At 72.9% G+C, this 17,154-nt stretch carries 16 protein-coding genes and 1 pseudogene; 10 read left to right on the top strand and 7 right to left on the bottom strand.

Annotation, left to right across the window (positions count from 1 at the left end):
* Positions 1-461: 461 nt before the first annotated feature.
* Entirely contained in the window at positions 462-800 is a 339-nt protein-coding gene (locus tag J0670_RS09825; protein WP_207811075.1) for a hypothetical protein, read from the top strand.
* A 189-nt stretch (positions 801-989) separates the two neighbouring features.
* Positions 990-2,273, top strand: coding sequence for an Ig-like domain-containing protein (locus J0670_RS09820; RefSeq protein WP_307806458.1), 1,284 nt, complete (start codon positions 990-992; stop codon positions 2,271-2,273).
* A gap of 57 nt (positions 2,274-2,330) precedes the next feature.
* Here J0670_RS09820 and J0670_RS09815 read toward each other — a convergent pair whose 3' ends face one another.
* The 4 genes from J0670_RS09815 to J0670_RS09800 form a co-directional block, all read right to left on the bottom strand.
* The gene (locus J0670_RS09815) at positions 2,331-2,693 is read right to left on the bottom strand and encodes a cupin domain-containing protein (protein WP_207811074.1); all 363 of its coding nucleotides are present in this window, start codon (positions 2,691-2,693) and stop codon (positions 2,331-2,333) included.
* Between the two features lie 118 nt (positions 2,694-2,811).
* Positions 2,812-3,477 (bottom strand): peptide-methionine (S)-S-oxide reductase MsrA, encoded by a 666-nt coding sequence (gene msrA, locus J0670_RS09810; RefSeq protein ID WP_207811073.1) that lies wholly within the window; start codon positions 3,475-3,477, stop codon positions 2,812-2,814.
* Between the two features lie 96 nt (positions 3,478-3,573).
* Positions 3,574-4,716 carry a hypothetical protein gene (locus tag J0670_RS09805; RefSeq protein WP_207811072.1) on the bottom strand — a complete coding sequence of 381 codons (1,143 nt, stop codon included), beginning with the start codon at positions 4,714-4,716 and terminating at the stop codon, positions 3,574-3,576.
* A gap of 34 nt (positions 4,717-4,750) precedes the next feature.
* Complete coding sequence (locus tag J0670_RS09800) at positions 4,751-6,424, bottom strand: M48 family metalloprotease (RefSeq protein WP_243436783.1); 1,674 nt, start codon at positions 6,422-6,424, stop codon at positions 4,751-4,753.
* A 206-nt stretch (positions 6,425-6,630) separates the two neighbouring features.
* Here J0670_RS09800 and J0670_RS09795 point away from each other — a divergent pair, with 206 nt between their 5' ends.
* Positions 6,631-7,785 carry a cystathionine gamma-synthase gene (locus J0670_RS09795; protein WP_207811071.1) on the top strand — a complete coding sequence of 385 codons (1,155 nt, stop codon included), beginning with the start codon at positions 6,631-6,633 and terminating at the stop codon, positions 7,783-7,785.
* A 5-nt stretch (positions 7,786-7,790) separates the two neighbouring features.
* Here the strand turns inward: J0670_RS09795 and J0670_RS09790 are convergent, their stop codons facing one another.
* On the bottom strand, positions 7,791-8,270 hold the full coding sequence (locus J0670_RS09790) for a MarR family winged helix-turn-helix transcriptional regulator (protein ID WP_207811070.1): 480 nt from the start codon (positions 8,268-8,270) through the stop codon (positions 7,791-7,793).
* A gap of 316 nt (positions 8,271-8,586) precedes the next feature.
* Between J0670_RS09790 and ilvA the strand changes: the two genes are divergently transcribed.
* From ilvA to J0670_RS09775, 3 genes are all read left to right on the top strand, one after another.
* A complete protein-coding gene (ilvA, locus tag J0670_RS09785; RefSeq protein WP_207811069.1) occupies positions 8,587-9,798 on the top strand; it encodes a threonine ammonia-lyase in 1,212 nt (403 codons plus the stop codon).
* 177 nt (positions 9,799-9,975) lie between these two features.
* On the top strand, positions 9,976-11,091 hold the full coding sequence (locus tag J0670_RS09780) for an ATP-binding cassette domain-containing protein (protein WP_207811068.1): 1,116 nt from the start codon (positions 9,976-9,978) through the stop codon (positions 11,089-11,091).
* A gap of 1 nt (position 11,092) precedes the next feature.
* Complete coding sequence (locus J0670_RS09775; RefSeq protein WP_207811067.1) at positions 11,093-11,962, top strand: ABC transporter permease; 870 nt, start codon at positions 11,093-11,095, stop codon at positions 11,960-11,962.
* An 81-nt stretch (positions 11,963-12,043) separates the two neighbouring features.
* Here the strand turns inward: J0670_RS09775 and greA are convergent, their stop codons facing one another.
* Positions 12,044-12,544 (bottom strand): transcription elongation factor GreA, encoded by a 501-nt coding sequence (gene greA / locus J0670_RS09770; RefSeq protein ID WP_207811066.1) that lies wholly within the window; start codon positions 12,542-12,544, stop codon positions 12,044-12,046.
* A 303-nt stretch (positions 12,545-12,847) separates the two neighbouring features.
* The gene (locus J0670_RS09765; protein WP_207811065.1) at positions 12,848-13,261 is read right to left on the bottom strand and encodes a DUF4307 domain-containing protein; all 414 of its coding nucleotides are present in this window, start codon (positions 13,259-13,261) and stop codon (positions 12,848-12,850) included.
* Positions 13,262-13,504: 243 nt separating this feature from the next.
* Here J0670_RS09765 and mca point away from each other — a divergent pair, with 243 nt between their 5' ends.
* The 4 genes and pseudogenes from mca to J0670_RS09745 all read left to right on the top strand — a co-directional run.
* Positions 13,505-14,410, top strand: a complete 906-nt coding sequence (mca, locus tag J0670_RS09760; protein WP_207811064.1) for a mycothiol conjugate amidase Mca — start codon at positions 13,505-13,507, stop codon at positions 14,408-14,410.
* A gap of 49 nt (positions 14,411-14,459) precedes the next feature.
* Positions 14,460-14,651, top strand: a complete 192-nt coding sequence (locus tag J0670_RS09755) for a hypothetical protein (RefSeq protein ID WP_207811063.1) — start codon at positions 14,460-14,462, stop codon at positions 14,649-14,651.
* Between the two features lie 42 nt (positions 14,652-14,693).
* Positions 14,694-16,754 carry a thioredoxin domain-containing protein gene (locus tag J0670_RS09750; RefSeq protein WP_207811062.1) on the top strand — a complete coding sequence of 687 codons (2,061 nt, stop codon included), beginning with the start codon at positions 14,694-14,696 and terminating at the stop codon, positions 16,752-16,754.
* 39 nt (positions 16,755-16,793) lie between these two features.
* Positions 16,794-17,154: pseudogene (locus tag J0670_RS09745) on the top strand (GNAT family N-acetyltransferase); the annotation flags it as partial.

The following is a 17,154-nucleotide window of genomic DNA, read 5'->3' as shown; positions in this document are numbered from 1 at the left end:
CCGCCGGATGCGGAGGATTCGTCCACGGGCGAAGTGGTACACCGGCGTCACCTGTCCGCAGCATGTGGTTAACAACGCTCCGGCATGGTGGTGTCCACGGCAAGACGCCGAGCGAGACGGCGGCGGTCCACCGGGAGCGGCTCCCCGGCGACCGCGGTCGGCTCCGGACACGTCGGTCGGTCCTGGCCCGGACCGGCGTGCCCGCCCTCCCCGACCGGCGACGGAGGGAGGGGCCCTCCGCGGGAGGCGCCGTCGTCCCGCCCCTGTCCGGCTCCGGCCGGTCGACAGGGTGTGCGGCGGTTCCCGCGGACGATCACCGCGCCGTACGGCGCGGCTCCGCGGCTCCCGGGTGGGGGAGCCCAGGCGGAGCGTGGTGGGGCCGGTCCCGATCCGAGGGACCGGCCCTTCCCGCGCGCCTTCCCGTGCGTGCGGGCGGCCCGCCGTCCCGTACGCTCGCTCGCATGACCAGCACTGAAACGACCGAGCAGGACGCCCCGCGCTACGTCCGGCTCAAGATCGAGCTCATCGCGGAGATCACCGACGAGGGCGCGCTCAAGGCCGCTGCCCTGCAGCAGGTCGCCGAGGACGAGTACCTCGACGACGAGGAGCGGGCCCAGTCCGTCGAGGCCATCGAGGTGGACCCGTCGGGCTCGCTCGCCCACTTCATCGACCCGGTCGCGCTGCTCGGCGACGTCCCGGGCATCGAGCTCGCCTCGGCGACCTGGGAGTCGGCGCAGACCGAGTTCGACCCCGAGAGCGAGGAGTGGGACGAGTACACCGTGGACGACTCCGCGCAGTAGCGGTCGGCTCGTACCGCCACCACGGGGTGAACGCCCGGTCCGCTTCGGCGGGTCGGGCGTTTTGTCCATGTTCAGAGGCAAGTTGGGTCATCTCATACGATCGCTTACCCTTCGGTGATGGAACCGTGAACGGGCGGATTGCGTTTCTGTATCCGTAAATGCCCGAGAAGATCAGCAGGGAGACGCGACGTGACGGCACGGGGCGGTCAAGGGCGGGTGGCCGGAGGCAACTGGAGCCGGCGCGGAGTGCTCGCGGGCCTGATCGGTGCGCCGGTCCTGCTGCTCGCGGCCTGCAACGACAACAGCGCCAGTGGGAGCGGGAGCGGCGGCAACGGCTCCGGTGGCGCCAACGGCACCCCGGCCTCGGGCGGCGGCGGGAGCACCCCCGCCCCGAAGACCTCGGCCGCCGTCATCACCGTCACGCCGGCGGACGGCGCCACCGGCGCCAGCTTCAGCGACCCGGTCAAGGTCGCCGTCACGGGCGGCACCCTGACCGCCGTCAAGGTCACCGACTCCACCGGCAAGGAGCTGGCCGGCCAGCTCTCCACCGACGGCACCAGCTGGACCTCGGCCGCCGCTCCCGCGAGCGGTACCAAGTACGCCGTCGTCGCCACCGCCCTCGACAAGGACAAGCTGGAGGCGGACTCCAACGCCTCCTTCACCACGGCGACCCCGGCCAACACCTTCGTCGGCTACTTCACCCCCGAGGACGGCTCGACGGTCGGCGTCGGCATGCCCGTCTCGATCAACTTCAGCAAGCCGATCACCGACCGCAAGGCCGTCCAGCAGGCGATCACGGTGATAGCCGAGCCGGGCGTCGAGATCGTCGGACACTGGTTCTCCAGCACCCGCCTCGACTTCCGGCCGCAGGAGTACTGGGCCAAGGGCACCAAGGTCACCCTGAAGCTCCGGCTCAAGGACGTCGAGGGCGCCAAGGGCGTGTTCGGCACCCAGTCCAAGGACGTCCGCTTCACCATCGGCCGCGCCCAGACCAGCGTCGCCGACCTCGCCGCCAAGAAGCTCACCGTCACCACGGACGGTCAGGTCAGCGCCGTCTACAAGATCTCCGGTGGCTCGCCCGAGCACACCACCTGGGGCGGCAAGATGGTCATCTCCGAGCAGTTCACCCAGACCCGGATGAACTCGCAGACCGTCAACCTGGGCAGTGAGTACGACATCGCCGACGTGCCGCACGCCCAGCGCCTCACGACCTCCGGCACCTTCATCCACGGCAACTACTGGTCCTCGCCGTCGATCTTCGGCGGCCAGAACACCAGCCACGGCTGCGTCGGCCTGATGGACGCCAAGGGCGCGCAGGACAGCAGCACGGACGGCTACAAGTTCTACAAGTCCTCGATGGTCGGCGACGTGGTCGAGGTCCTGAACTCCGGGGACAAGACCGTCGCCCCGGACAACGGGCTGAACGGCTGGAACATGACCTGGACCGCCTGGAAGGCCGGCAGCGCCGTCTGAGGCGCGCCGTCGGTGTGGGCCGGGCGGCGAGCGGGCCGCCCGGTCGGCGCCCGGTGGTCAGCGCTTGGCGTAGTCGGCGAAGCCCTGCCAGTCGACGATCACGCAGGGCTCCTCGCCGACCGTCCAGGCGTCGTGCCCGGGCGGGCAGGACATGAAGTCGCCGGGGCCGATCTCGCACTCCTGACCGTCGTCCATGACCAGCTTCATCCGGCCGGAGACCACGTACCCGGCGTGGGCGGCCTGGCAGCTGTCGGTCCCGGCGATCGGCTTCACGTGCTTGGACCACCGCCAGCCCGGCTCGAACACGGCCCGTCCCACCGGGCCGCCGTCCAGGTTCACCAGGCGCAGCTCCCCCTTGCCCTCCTCGAAGGGCCGGACTTCCTCGGGGTCGTCGAAGTTCCGTCGGTAGGGACCGGACATGGCGCGCTCCTCTCGACGAGGGCGGCCCGGCCGCCGGTGGGTGGCCGGGCCGCCCCTTCCGGCCCTTCCAGTCTGCGCCGGGGCCGGGGATCGGTCACATGGGTCGCGGCGCCCCGGGTCAGTCCCGGGTGCGGGCCACGCCGATCGGGCAGGAGGCGCCGGTGCCGCCGAGGCCGCAGTAGCCGTTGGGGTTCTTGGCGTCCGACAGGTACTGCTGGTGGTACGGCTCGGCCGGGTAGAACGGGCCGGCCGGGGCGATCTCGGTGGTGATCGACCCGTAACCGAGCGCGGTCAGGGCGGGCTGGAAGGCGTCCCGGGTGGCGGTCGCGGCGGCGGCCTGGGCGGGGGAGTGGGTGTAGAGCGCGGAGCGGTACTGGGTGCCCACGTCATTGCCCTGGCGGTTGCCCTGGGTCGGGTCGTGCGCCTCCCAGAAGGCCTTCAGCAGGCGCTCGTAGGAGACCACCGCAGGGTCGAACACCACCCGGACCGCCTCGGTGTGCCCGGTCAGCCCGCTGCACACCTCCTCGTACGTCGGGTTGGGCGTGTGGCCGCCCTGGTAGCCGACCAGCGTCGTCCAGACGCCGGGCAGCCGCCAGAACGTGCGCTCTGCACCCCAGAAGCAGCCCAGCCCGAAGTCGGCCACCTCCAGGCCCTCCGGGTACGGCCCGGTGAGCGGGTGGCCGAGCACGGTGTGCGGCTCGGTCAGGGTGAAGGCCGGGGCGGCCCGGCCGGGCAGTGCCTGATCGGCGGGAACGAGCGAGGTCTTGTGGCGGTTGAACAGCACGGCCTGCTCCAGCGGGTCGGGAAAGGTGGCGCTGGGTGAAACGCGTACGGCCGCTCCCGGATTCCGGGAGCGGCCGTGGGGCCCGTGCGGGAGCGGTCAGGCCTGCTGCCGCGCGGCCTCCTTCGCCGCGACGGCGCCCTTGACGGCGTCGATCCGCAGGTCGATGAAGAACTGCCGGGGGTCGTTGAAGCCGGTGAACGGTGGCGGGATGAACCGGCCGAGCGCCTGGAACTGCTCCAGCGCCTCGGTGTGCCGGCCGGCCTTGGTCAGGCCGTACGCCAGCCAGCCGCGGGTGTAGGTGATGCGGATGCCGGCGGGGTCGGCGGCGGCGAGGTCGGCGAGCGCCGCGTCCAGGGCGGCGCCGACCTCGGGGCGCTGCCACGAGGCGGGGGTGTTCTCGCGGTCCCGGACGAACTGCTCCCAGAACGCCTCCAGCTTGATCGGCGCGAGCAGGCTGCCGACCGGGGCGGCGGCGATCGCCTCGTCGATGAAGGCGTGCATCGCCTCGTGGCTGCCGTGCCACTTCTGGCACCAGTACTGCAGCGCCCGGTTGTGCGCGCCCCAGTGGTGCGGGTCGCGCTTGGTCAGCTCGGCCCAGAGCTCGCGGAACCGGTCGTTGGGGTAGTTGAGGCCCATGGCGACGCCGATCAGGGCCGCCCACGGGTTGGGGTCGTCGGGAGCGAGGGCGGCCGCCTCCGCGCATGCCTGCTCGGCCTCGGTCAGGACCCGGTGGAAACCCTGGAACTGCTCGCGGGTGACGTCGCTGGCCCGGGCGCTGGTCCGGATGGTCCAGGCCAGGGCGACCAGGGCGTCCGCGTGCAGCAGCGCGGCGGTCGGGTCCTGCGGCCGCTCCTCGCGCCAGGCGCGCAGCCAGGTGTCGTCCTGGGCCGCGAGGTCGGCCGCCCCGAACAGGCGCCGCCAGCGGACGTCGGGGGTGCCGTCCTCGGCGAGGTGGGTGGCGATCGGCCGCCAGTCGCCGGCCTTGGCGGCGTCGAGGGCGGCCGCCTCCTCGGGGCCGGGCCCGCCGAACAGGACGAGGTCCTTGCCGAGCAGCAGCCCGTGGTCCTCCGGGATGATGGTGTTCTGCGCCTGCCGCTCCTCGGCGAGCCGCTCCTCGTGGGCCGCGATGGTGGCCTTGGCGCGCTCCAGCTGGGCCAGTTTGCGCTTGGCCAGTCGGGTCATCACGACGGGGAACAGCAGGACGAGGCCGACGACGACCAGCACGATGACGGCGATCAACGAACTTCCTTCCGTGGCTTGGTGGTTGACCCGGTCAGACGGCCGGTGCGGCCGGTGCGGCCGGTGCGGCGGGCGCGGGCAGGCCGGCCCCGGCGAGCAGCGCCCGCAGCGGCGCGGTGTCCGGACGGTCGGCGCAGGCGGCGTCGAGGGCCGCGTCGAAGCCGTCCTCGAAGCCGTCCGGCAGGGTGAGGTCGGCCGGTCCGGACCAGGAGAGCTCCCAGCGGGCCCGGCCGGCCTCGGCCAGGGCGACGACGGCGGCGTGCGCCAACTCCTCGCGCAGCACCGGGCGGGCGAACTCGCGGGCGGCCCGGCCGGTGGCGGCGGCGGCCTGCTCGCTCTTCGGCAGCCGGTCGGTGAACTCCCAGCCCCGGCCGGCGTCGACGGCGTCGAGCAGACCGTGGACGGTGGGCGCCAGGCCCAGCGCGGTCAGCGCGCCGAAGGCCGGGGCGGCCGCCGCGCGGGCGTGGGTCAGCATCGCCCCGTGGACCAGCTCGGGCCACTCGACCCGCTGCTTGCCGGCCGCCTCGGGGATCAGCGAGACGACCTCCAGTTCGGCCAGCACCCGCTCGGCGTCGTGCAGCAGGGCGAGGGCCGGCCCGGTCGCGCCGGCCCCGCGACCGTCGTCCGGCAGCGCCTCGATCGCGGCGACCCGGCGGTCGATCGGCGGGTGCGAGTCGTACGGGTCGGGCTCGTGCTCGGGCAGTTCGAGCGCGTACTCGGCGAGCTCCTGCCGGCGCTTCGGGTCGCTCAGCAGGTGCCGCAGGCCGCCGTAGACCTCGCCGGGCGGCGGGAGCAGGCCGGCGTCCCAGCCGATGGTGGCGTAGCGGCCGAGGTAGAAGTCCTGGGCGGAGTCCAGCACCGGCATCTTGCGCAGCGCGGAGGCGGTGGCGTCCCGGCCCGCCAGCTGGGCGGCGACGAGGTCGGCGGCGTACTCCTGGCGGCGGCCGACCGCCTCGGAGACCCGGAAGTAGAGCTTGGCGTAGAGGGTGAAGAGCTTGGCGAGGACCCGGTCGACACCGCCGCCGGCCTTCTCGTCGGACGGCTTGCGGCCCTTGGCCAGCCGCTTCTCGGCCTTGGCGGCCAGCTTGGCGGCCTCCTCGGCCTGGTGCTGGTCGGCGCGCTGGTGCAGCCCGCCGACGGTCTTCAGGATGGCGCCCCGACCGGCGACGGTGATGGCGGCCAGCTTGACGTCCCGGTTGCTGTAGTGGCCGAACTCGTGGGCCAGGACGGCCTCCAGCTCGCCCTCGGTGAGGCCCATCAACAGCGGGACGCCGATCACCAGGTGCCGTTTGCCGGGGACCAGGCCGAGCAGCCTGGTCTCCTCCCGCACGCCGGCGTTGACCTCGGGCACGAGCCGGATCTCGGCCGGTCCGCGCACGCCCGTCCGCTCGGCGATCCGGTCGACCATCGCCCAGAGGGCGGGCTGCTGCTCGCGGGTGACGGGCACGCCGGGCAGCTCGCCGTCCTCGCGGCGGTGACGGGTCAGGAACACCACCCGGAGCACCGGGTAGGCGATCGCTGCGGTCAGCGCCCAGACCTTGAACAGCGCCGGGCGCAGGTGGTCCGACGCCTGGTACAGGGCGATGTCGACGGCGAGAAGGCCCACGATGATGCCGAGGGCGAGCAGGTAGAAGCCGGCGAGCAGGGCCACGGCCATGGCGGCGCGGCCGGACGTGCTCATGCCGGTGGAACGCTGGGGCGCGCCCATGCGGTGATCCTCCCCGGGGCGCGACGGCAGCGCGACGCGCGATTGTTGCATGGTGAACATGTGTACGGCAGGTGCAGATCGTAGCGGCCGCCACCGACCGGCGCACCACCGTTCGCGCCTGCCGGATCCCCGCTCCCACCTGCGGGTTCACTGCCGGTTTCCGGTTCGGACGGGCTTGACAGCATTCGCCCACTAGGCTCGGGGCCATGACCGAGCACCAGCTTCCCCAGGGCTTCGAGACCCTCGCCATCCACGCGGGTCAGGAGGCCGACCCCCAGACCGGGGCCGTCGTCACGCCGATCTACCAGGTGTCCACCTACAAGCAGGACGGGGTGGGCGGCCTGCGGGGCGGCTACGAGTACAGCCGCAGCGCCAACCCGACCCGCACCGCGCTGGAGGAGTGCCTCGCGGCGCTGGAGGGCGGCGCCCGCGGCCTCGCCTTCGCCTCCGGCCTGGCCGCCGAGGACACCCTGCTGCGCACGATCCTCAAGCCGGGCGACCACATCGTGATCCCCAACGACGCCTACGGCGGCACCTTCCGGCTGTTCGCCAAGGTGCTGATCCGCTGGGGCGTCGAGTTCTCCGTCGCCAACACCCAGAACCTGGACGACGTCCGGGCCGCGCTGCGCCCCGACACCCGCGCGGTGTGGGTGGAGACCCCGTCCAACCCGCTGCTGGGCATCACCGACCTGGCCGCGCTCGCCGAGGTCGCGCACGGTGCCGGGGCGCTGCTGGTCGTCGACAACACCTTCGCCAGCCCGTACCTCCAGCAGCCGATCGCGCTCGGCGCGGACGCGGTCGTGCACTCCACCACCAAGTACATGGGCGGCCACTCGGACGTCGTCGGCGGTGCGCTGGTGCTGGCCGACGCGGGCCTGGGCGAGGAGGTCGCGTACCACCAGAACGCGATGGGCGCCGTCTCCGGGCCGTTCGACGCCTGGCTGGTGATGCGCGGCATCAAGACGCTGGGCGTCCGCATGGACCGGCACAGCGCCAACGCGGAGAAGGTCGCCGAGCTGCTGGCGAGCCACCCCAAGGTCAGCCAGGTGCTCTACCCGGGCCTGCCCGAGCACCCCGGCCACGACATCGCCGCCAAGCAGATGAAGGCCTTCGGCGGCATGGTCTCGTTCCGGGTCGCCGGCGGCGAGGAGGCGGCCGTCGAGGTCTGCAACCGGACGCAGCTGTTCACCCTGGGCGAGTCGCTGGGCGGTGTGGAGTCGCTGATCGAGCACCCGGGCCGGATGACCCACGCCTCGGCGGCCGGTTCGCCGCTGGAGGTGCCGGCCGACCTGGTGCGCGTCTCGGTCGGCATCGAGTCGATCGACGACCTGCTGGCCGACCTCAAGCAGGCGCTGGGCTGAGGCCGTTACCGCCCTTGCCGGTCCGCGGAGTACGACTCCATCGCGTGGTTGAAGCGGGCCAGCAGGGCGCAGAACGCGTGCTGCTCCTCGGGCGGCCAGTCGGCCACCAGGCGGCGGGTCAACTCGGCCCGGCAGTCCCGTACTTCGGCGAGCCGGCCGCAGCCGCCCGGGGTCAGCGCGAGCCGTACGGCGCGGCGGTCGGCCGGGTCCTGCACCCGGCCGACCAGCCCGGCCGCGACCAGCGGGGCGACCTGCCGGGTCACCGTGGAGGAGTCCACGCCGAGGGCCTCGGCGAGTGCCTTGACGTTCGCCGGCCCGTGCCGCTCCAGGCGGTCGAGCAGCAGGTAGGCGGCCCGGTCCAGTGCGCCGACGTCGCCGGAGGTCCGGACCTGTTCCATCCGGCGGGCGAACAGCGCCAACTGGTACTGGAGTCGGGTGTGCACGGGCTCGGTTCGGTCGGTGGCCTGGGGCGAGGGCGTCGTCATCGCGGCTCACGATCGTCATGCGGTGAGGGAGGCTCAGAAGCAGCAGCGTACGCGGGCGGAGCGGGCCCGGGAACAGGCCCGACGTCCCCGGTTGCCGGCGCCGGTAACCCGGGGCGCTCCGTGTGGGGCAGGCCGGGCGCGCGACGCTCCCCCAGCCTTCGGCCGGGAGGTACCCCCAGGGCACGAGCGCACCTCGCCGCGTTGTCGTCAGTCGCCGATGCTCCGCATGGACTCCCTCCTCCGCCTTGCGATGCACGCACCCCAACGCCGCGCGCTGATCCGACCCGCCCCACACGGAGCGCCCTACCCTGGCCCCATGCACAACTGGCCGATCACCCTCGACGACGTCCGCGGTGCCCAGAAGATGCTCGCCGGGGTCGCCCGGGTGACCCCGATGGAGAGCAGTCGGCACCTGTCCGGACTGATCGGCTCGCCGGTCCACCTGAAGTGCGAGAACCTCCAGCGCACCGGTTCCTTCAAGCTGCGCGGGGCGTACGTGCGGATCGCGGGACTCTCGCCGGTGCAGAGGGCCGGCGGGGTGGTGGCGGCGAGCGCCGGCAACCACGCCCAGGGGGTGGCGCTGGCGGCGTCGCTGCTGGGGGTGCGCTCGACCGTCTTCATGCCGGTCGCGGCGCCGCTGCCGAAGGTCGCGGCCACCCGCGAGTACGGCGCCGAGGTGCGGCTGCACGGCGCGACCGTGGACGAGGCGCTCCAGGCCGCGCAGCGGTACTCGGAGGCGACCGGCGCGGTGTTCATCCACCCCTTCGACCACTGGGACGTGGTCACCGGCCAGGCGACGGTGGGCCTGGAGATCCTGGAGCAGTGCCCCGAGGTGCGCACCATCCTGGTCGGGGTGGGCGGCGGCGGCCTGCTGGCCGGGATCGCGGCGGCGGTCAAGCCGCTGCGGCCGGACGTCCGGGTGGTCGGGGTGCAGGCGGCCGGAGCGGCCGCGTACCCGCCCTCGCTGGCGGCGGGCCGGCCGGTGTCGCTGGAGCACTTCTCCACGATGGCCGACGGGATCATGGTCGGGCGCCCCGGCGACATCCCCTTCGAGGTGGTCAACACGCTGGCGGACGGCATCCGTACGGTCTCCGAGGACGCGCTGTCCCGCGCCCTGCTGCTCGCCCTGGAACGGCTGAAGCTGGTGGTCGAGCCGGCCGGGGCGGCCCCGATCGCGGCGCTGCTGGAGCGTCCGGACTCCTTCGAGGGGCCGGTGGTGGCGGTGCTGTCCGGCGGCAACATCGATCCGCAGCTGATGCAGCGGGTGCTGCGGCACGGCCTGGCGGCGGCCGGGCGCTACCTGTCGCTGCGGGTGCGGCTGGCGGACAAGCCGGGCTCGCTGGCGGACCTGCTGGCGGTGCTGACCACGGTGGACGCCAACGTGCTGGACGTCGCGCACGTACGGATCGACCCGCGGCTGGGGCTGACCGAGGTCGAGGTGGACCTGCACCTGGAGACCAAGGGGCCGGAGCACTGCACGCTGGTGCTCGGCGAGCTGCGGGACGCGGGGTACGTCGTCTCCGGCTGAATACCGCGGACTCCTCTCAATCCCCTTGACGCGATGTATCGCGAGTTGCCAGACTCGCGATACATCGCGTTCTCTCTCCGCGGGTGAGAACCGAGTCGCCCACCTGTCCACCTGTGCGAAAACCGGACAGAGTGGGGCAGATCACTCACAATTCGTCCGAGGAGATGAGGCAGGCCCATGGCGCCAGCCATCCAAGCCGAGAACCTGGTGAAGACCTTCGGCGACGTACGAGCCCTGGACGGCGTCAGCCTCGACGTCCCCGAGGGCACGGTGCTCGGGCTGCTCGGCCCGAACGGTGCCGGCAAGACCACCACCGTGCGCGTCCTGACCACGCTGCTGCGCCCCGACTCCGGCCGCGCGGTGGTGGCCGGCGTCGACGTGCTCAAGCACCCGAACCGGGTCCGCAGCCTGATAGGCCTGTCCGGCCAGTACGCGGCGGTCGACGAGTACCTGACCGGCTTCGAGAACCTCACGATGGTCGGCGAGCTGTACCAGATGAGCACCCGCGACGCGAAGGCCCGCGCGCTGGAGCTGCTGGAGTGGTTCAACCTCACCGAGGCCAAGGACCGCACCGCCAAGACCTACTCCGGCGGCATGCGCCGCCGACTGGACCTCGCCGCCGCGCTGGTCGTCCGGCCGCCGGTGATGTTCCTGGACGAGCCGACCACCGGCCTCGACCCGCGCAACCGGCTCGCGCTCTGGGAGGTCATCGAGACCCTGGTCGAGCAGGGCACCACGCTGCTGCTCACCACCCAGTACCTGGAGGAGGCCGACCGGCTCGCCCACGACATCGCCGTGGTCGACCACGGCCGGGTGATCGCCCGCGGCACCGCCGACCAGCTCAAGGCGCAGATCGGTGGCGAGCGGATCGAGGTCGTGGTGCACGACCCGGGCCTGGTCGCGGACGCCGTCGCGGCGCTGTCCGGGTACGCGCTGGGCGAGCCCGCGGTGGAGCGGAACACCCGGAAGATCACCGTGCCGGTCAGCGGAGGCGCCCGGGTGCTCGCCGACGCCATCCGCGAGCTGGACGGGCGCGGCATCGAGATCGACGACATCGGCCTGCGCCGCCCCACCCTGGACGACGTCTTCCTCACCCTCACCGGGCATGTCGCGGAGGCGGCCGAGGAGGAGAGCGGCGCCGGCTCCAGGGGGAGTGGCCGGGGCGGCCGGGGGCGCGGGAAGACCGCTGACGGCGCGGGCGGTGCCGATGGCGCGGGCGGTGCGGACGGCGCCGACGGCCCGGACGACCCGGAACCGGACAAACAGGCCGTCGCGGCCGGAAAGGACCGCTGAGATGGGCACCGCCACCGAGCACGCCATCGAGCACGCCATCGGCGCGGCGATGCCGACGCCCCGCCGGGGCCTGTCCGCCACCCTGCACGACTCCTGGGTGGTCGCGAAACGCAACCTGCGCAGGATGTCCCGCATACCCGAGATCGTCGTCTTCGGGCTGATGCAGCCGGTCATGTTCGTGCTGCTGTTCTCGTACGTCATGGGCGGGGCGATCAAGATCCCCGGGACGGACTCCAGCTCCGGCACGTACATCCAGTTCCTGATGGCCGGCATCTTCGCCCAGACCGTCACCTTCGCCGTCGCCGGCGCCTCGGCCGGCATCGCGGAGGACATGACCAAGGGCCTGGTGGACCGCTTCCGCTCGCTGCCGATGGCCCGCTCGGCGGTGCTGGTCGGCCGCACCCTCGCGGACCTGTGCCAGACCGCGTTCACCCTGATCGTGCTGGCGCTGGTCGCACTGCTGGTCGGCTGGCGGATCCACGAAGGGGCGCTCAAGGCGCTCGGCGCGTTCGGCCTGCTGCTCCTGCTCGGCTACGCCTTCTCCTGGATCGGCGCGCTGATCGGACTGTCGGTGCGCAGCCCCGAGGCGGCCACCTCGGCCGGGCTGATCTGGCTATTCCCGCTGACCTTCGTGTCCAACGCCTTCGTGCCGGTCAGCTCGATGCCGGGCTGGCTGCAGGGCGTCGGGTACTGGAACCCGTTCAGTGCCACGGTGCAGGCCTGCCGGGACCTCTTCGGCAACCAGGTCGGGCCGGTGGACGCCGCCTGGCCGATGCAGCACGCGGCGCTGGTGTCGATGCTGTGGTCGCTGGTGATCACGGCGGTGTTCTCCTGGCTGTCGGTGCGCAAGTACCGCTCGGCCGTGGGCTGAACCGTTTCCGCACCCGCACGCACCGAGGGCGGCCGCGGAGTCCAGGACTCCGCGGCCGCCCTCGGCGTCCTCGCCGCCGGATCAGCCGGCGTGCGGCACGACCTTGACGATCTTCACCATGGCCGGCTTGCCGTTCGGCAGCTCGTAGGTGGCCTCGTCGCCGATCTGCTTGCCGTCGATCGCGCGGCCCAGCGGGGACTGCGGCGAGTAGACGTCCAGGTCGTCGGCGCCCGCGACCTCGCGCGAGGCGAGCAGGAACTCCATCAGGTCGTCCTCGTCGCCGTCGAACGCGACCGTGACGACCATGCCAGGGGCCACCACACCCGAGTCGGCCGGGGCCTCGCCGACCTTGGCGCGCTCCAGCAGCTGGGTCAGCTGGCGGATGCGCAGCTCGTACTTGCCCTGCTCCTCCTTCGCCGCGTGATAGCCGGCGTTCTCCTTGAGGTCGCCCTCCTCGCGCGCCGCCTCGATCTTCTGGGCGATCTCGATGCGCCAGGGTCCGGTCAGGTGATCCAGCTCGGCCTTGAGCTGGTCATAGCCGGCCTGAGTGAGCCAGGTCACGTTCTCGCTGGTCTGGGTCACAGGTGCTCCTCGTAGGTGCTGGGGCTGTGCTGAGGGTGTGAGTCGTCAGCAGGGTCGTCGTCGATATCGGTCTTAACTACAAAGCAACGCCCGCTCCCGTACCAGCTGGTGCGGAAGGGGCGAAACCACGAGCCTAACAAGTCCTGCCGACAAGCGGGAGAGACGTTGTCGTGTCATTGACGGCGCGGTTGCGCCACGGTGTACAGGAGCGGCCTGTACCGGAACGTGGAGCGGGACTTCCTACGGATGCCCGCTCCCCCGGACGAATATGCGTCCCGGGGCGATCCCGCCCACCTCGCGGGGCTACTTCGCCGGCGTGCAGCCCAGCAGCTCGGCGGTGGTGCCGCGGGCGGTGGTGCGCAGGGTGACGGTGGCGTCGTAGCTCGACCCGGTCGCCGGGACCGGGAAGTCGGCCACCCCGACCACCCCGTGGTCCTCGCCCTGGGAGCGGACCGTGCAGGTGCCGGCCTGCCCGTCGCTCTTGCGCACGGTGAGGTGCAGCTGGACCTCGGAGTCGGAGAGCACCTGGAAGGTCGGCACCGAGCCGTTGATCTTCGTCTCGCGCAGCAGGTAGGACCCGCCCAGCCAGGCGATCAGGCCCAGACCGAGCACACCGCAGACCGCGCCGATCGCCTTCAGGCGGCGGTCCGACTCGCTGTTGCCGCGCCGGCCGTAGCGGCCCTCGGGCGGCTGCGCGGCGGTGGTCGGTGCAGTCATCGGACTTCGTCCTCTCCTAGGGAGGGGTCGCGCGGGTACTGCGGGGGAATGCGACGCCTCTCCAGTCCGTCACTATAGGAGGGGCACGCCCGCGGCCGATCCGGCGGGGGGCGGGGCTCGGCCCGTCGGCGAGGAGCCGGCGGGCCTGCCTTGCGGCGACGCGGCCCCGAACCGATCGGTTCGTACGGTGGTGGGCAGACCGGCTTGGCGGAACGCCCGACGATGTGGAAGGAACGCACGGCGTTGACTGAGCAGTTGCGACTGATGGCGGTGCACGCCCACCCGGACGACGAGTCCAGCAAGGGCGCGGCCACCATGGCCATGTACGTCGAGCAGGGCGTGGACGTGCTCGTGGCCACCTGCACCGGGGGGGAGCGCGGGTCGGTCCTCAACCCCAAGCTCCAGGGGGACCCGTACATCGAGCAGAACATCCACGAGGTCCGGCGCAAGGAGATGGACGAGGCGCGGGCGATCCTCGGCGTCCGCCAGGCCTGGCTGGGCTTCGTCGACTCCGGCCTGCCGGAGGGCGACCCGCTGCCCCCGCTGCCCGAGGGCTGCTTCGCCCTCCAGGACGTCAAGGAGGCGGCCGAGCCGCTGGTCCGGCTGATCCGCGAGTTCAAGCCGCAGGTCATCACGACCTACGACGAGAACGGCGGCTACCCGCACCCGGACCACATCATGACCCACAAGATCACCATGCTGGCCTTCGACGCCGCCGGGGACCCGGACGCGTACCCCGAGGCCGGCGAGCCCTGGCAGCCGCTGAAGCTGTACTACAACCACGGCTTCCCGATGGGCCGCATCCGGGCCCTGCACCAGTACCTCACCGAGCACGGCCACGACTCCCCGTACGGCGAGTGGATCGCCGGCTGGGAGAAGAGCGGCCGCAAGGAGCGCGAGATCACCACCCGGGTGCGCTGCGACGACTGGTTCGAGACCCGCGACCGCGCGCTGATCGCCCACGCCACCCAGATCGACCCGGACGGGCCGTGGTTCCGCGTCCCGCTGGACGTCCAGCGGGAGGTCTGGCCCACCGAGGACTACGAGCTCGCCCGTACCCTGATCGACGTGGACCTGCCGGAGGACGACCTGTTCGCCGGCCTGCGCACCCCCAGCCTGGCGGCCGAGGTCGCCGACACGCGGGACTGACCCACCCCCCGACGGCCCGGCTCGCCGTGAGCCGGGCCACCATAGAGATATGAGCGCCTCCGTGAACCTCGTCAACCTCGCCGCCGACCTCGCCGTCGACGACGCCAAGGTCACCCCCGGTCTCCTCGGCTTCGTCGTCTTCGCCGCCCTCGGCGTGGCGACCTGGTTCCTGGCCAAGTCCATGAACCGCCAGTTCAAGAAGGTCGACTTCGCGGAGGAGCCGGAAGCCCCCAAGGAGTGAACCGGGTGCCCCCACCGCGCGCCGATGCGCGAGGATGGGGGCATGCCGAATCGCCTGGCCGATGCCACGTCCCCGTACCTCCGGCAGCACGCCGAGAACCCCGTCGACTGGTGGGAATGGGGGGCCGACGCGTTCGAGGAGGCGCGGCGGCGCGGGGTGCCGGTGCTGCTGTCGGTCGGGTACGCGAGTTGTCACTGGTGCCATGTGATGGCGCACGAGAGCTTCGAGGACGCCGAGCTCGCCGGGCACCTGAACGAGCGGTTCGTCGCGGTCAAGGTCGACCGGGAGGAGCGGCCGGACGTCGACGCGGTCTACATGGAGGCCGTCCAGGCGGCGACCGGGCAGGGCGGCTGGCCGATGACGGTCTTCCTCACGCCCGACCAGGAGCCGTTCTACTTCGGCACGTACTTCCCGCCCGAGCCCCGGCACGGGATGCCGTCCTTCCGCCAGGTGCTCGACGGCGTGGACGCAGCCTGGCGGGAGCGGCGGCAGGAGGTCGGAGAGGTCGCCGGGCGGATCCGGGCCGACCTGGCCGAGCGGGCCGCCGTCTACTCCGCCGGGGCCCACCACCCGCCCGGCGATGCGGACCTGCACCAGGCGCTGGTGGCCCTCAGCCGGGAGTTCGACCAGGCGCGCGGCGGCTTCGGCGGGGCGCCCAAGTTCCCGCCGGCCATGGTGGTCGAGTTCCTGCTGCGCCACCACGCCAGGACCGGCTCGGAGGCGGCGCTGGAGATGGCCGTCCGCACCGGCGAGGCGATGGCCCGCGGCGGTATCCACGACCAGCTCGGCGGCGGCTTCGCCCGGTACGCGGTGGACGCCGGCTGGGTGGTGCCGCACTTCGAGAAGATGCTCTACGACAACGCCCTGCTGCTGCGCGCCTACCTGCACCTGTGGCGGGCCGCCGGCTCCGGGCTCGCCCGCCGGGTCGCGCTGTCCACCGCGGACTTCCTGCTGCGCGAACTCCGCACGCCCGAAGGCGCGTTCGCCTCCGCGCTGGACGCCGACAGCCTCGACGAGGAGACCGGCGCGATGGCCGAGGGCGCCTACTACGCCTGGGAGCCCGGCCAGTTGGTCGACCTGCTCGGCCCGGCCGACGCGGCCACCGCCGCCCGGCTGTTCACCGTCACCGCCGACGGCACCTTCGAGCACGGCACCTCCGTGCTCCAACTCCTCGCAGACCCTGAGGACTTCGCCGAGTACGAGGAGATCCGGCGGCGGATGTCCGAGGCCCGGGCGGCGCGGCCCGCCCCGGCCCGGGACGACAAGGTGGTCGCCGCCTGGAACGGCCTCGCCATCGCCGCCCTCGCCGAGACCGGCGCCCTGCTGGAGCGCCCCGACCTGGTCGAGGCCGCCGAACGCGCCGCCGACCTGCTGCTCGCCGTCCACCTCACCCCCGACGGGCGGCTGCTGCGCACCTCCCGGGACGGCCGGGCCGGCGCCAACGCGGGCGTCCTGGAGGACTACGCCGACACCGCCGAGGGCTTCCTCGCGCTGTACGCCGTCACCGGCGAGGCGGAGTGGCTCCAGCTGGCGGGCGGCCTGCTCGACACCGTCCTCAAGCACTTCACCGACGAGGCCTCCGGCGCGCTGTACGACACCGCCGACGACGCCGAGCAGCTCATCCGCCGCCCGCAGGACCCGACCGACAACGCGACCCCGTCCGGCTGGACCGCCGCGGCCGGAGCGCTGCTCACCTACGCCGCGTACACCGGCTCCGACCGGCACCGGACGGCCGCCGAGCGCGCCCTCGGCATCGTCGGCGCGCTCGCCGGGCGGGCCCCGCGGTTCATCGGCTGGGGCCTGGCCGTCGCCGAGGCGCTGCTGGACGGGCCGCGCGAGGTCGCCGTCGTCGGCCCGGCCGGGGACCGGGCGACGGAGGCGCTGCGCCGGGCGGCGCTGCTGGGCACGGCGCCGGGGGCGGTGGTCGCGGTGGGCTCGCCGGGGGCTTCCGAGGCCGCCGACGAGGTGCCGCTGCTGGCGGACCGGCCGCTGGTCGGCGGGGAGCCCGCCGCGTACGTGTGCCGGCACTTCGCCTGCGAGGCGCCGACCACCGACCCCGCGGTGCTGGCGGAGCGGCTCGGAGTCGCCGTCGCGCTCGAATAATGGTTCGCGGGTGGGCGATCGAGCGCGCGAGGATGGGCCATGACCTGGACCTTCAGCACCTCGATCGACGATTTCCGCGCCCGGGCCGGTGAGTTCCTGGCCGCCCGCCCGGCCGAGAACACCGTCCTGCTCACCGTCGTGCACCAGCTGGCCGAGGCGGGGCCGGACGCGTTCGGCGACCGGCCGCCGGTCTTCGGCTGGTGGCGGGCCGAGGAGGGCGGCCCGGTCGAGGGCGCCTTCCTGCAGACCCCGCCCTTCAGCCCCCGGCTGTCCTTCATGCCGGAGGCGGCCGCCGCCGAACTGGCCATCCGGCTGGCCGCCACCGGGGGCCGGTTCACCGAGGTGACCGGGATCGGCGGAGGAACCGGGGCGGTCCGCGCCTTCGCCGCCGCCTGGACGG

This window comes from Streptomyces sp. FH025, assembly GCF_017427025.1.
Classification (GTDB): Bacteria; Actinomycetota; Actinomycetes; order Streptomycetales; family Streptomycetaceae; genus Kitasatospora.
This window is presented reverse-complemented; position numbering and strand designations above follow the sequence as displayed.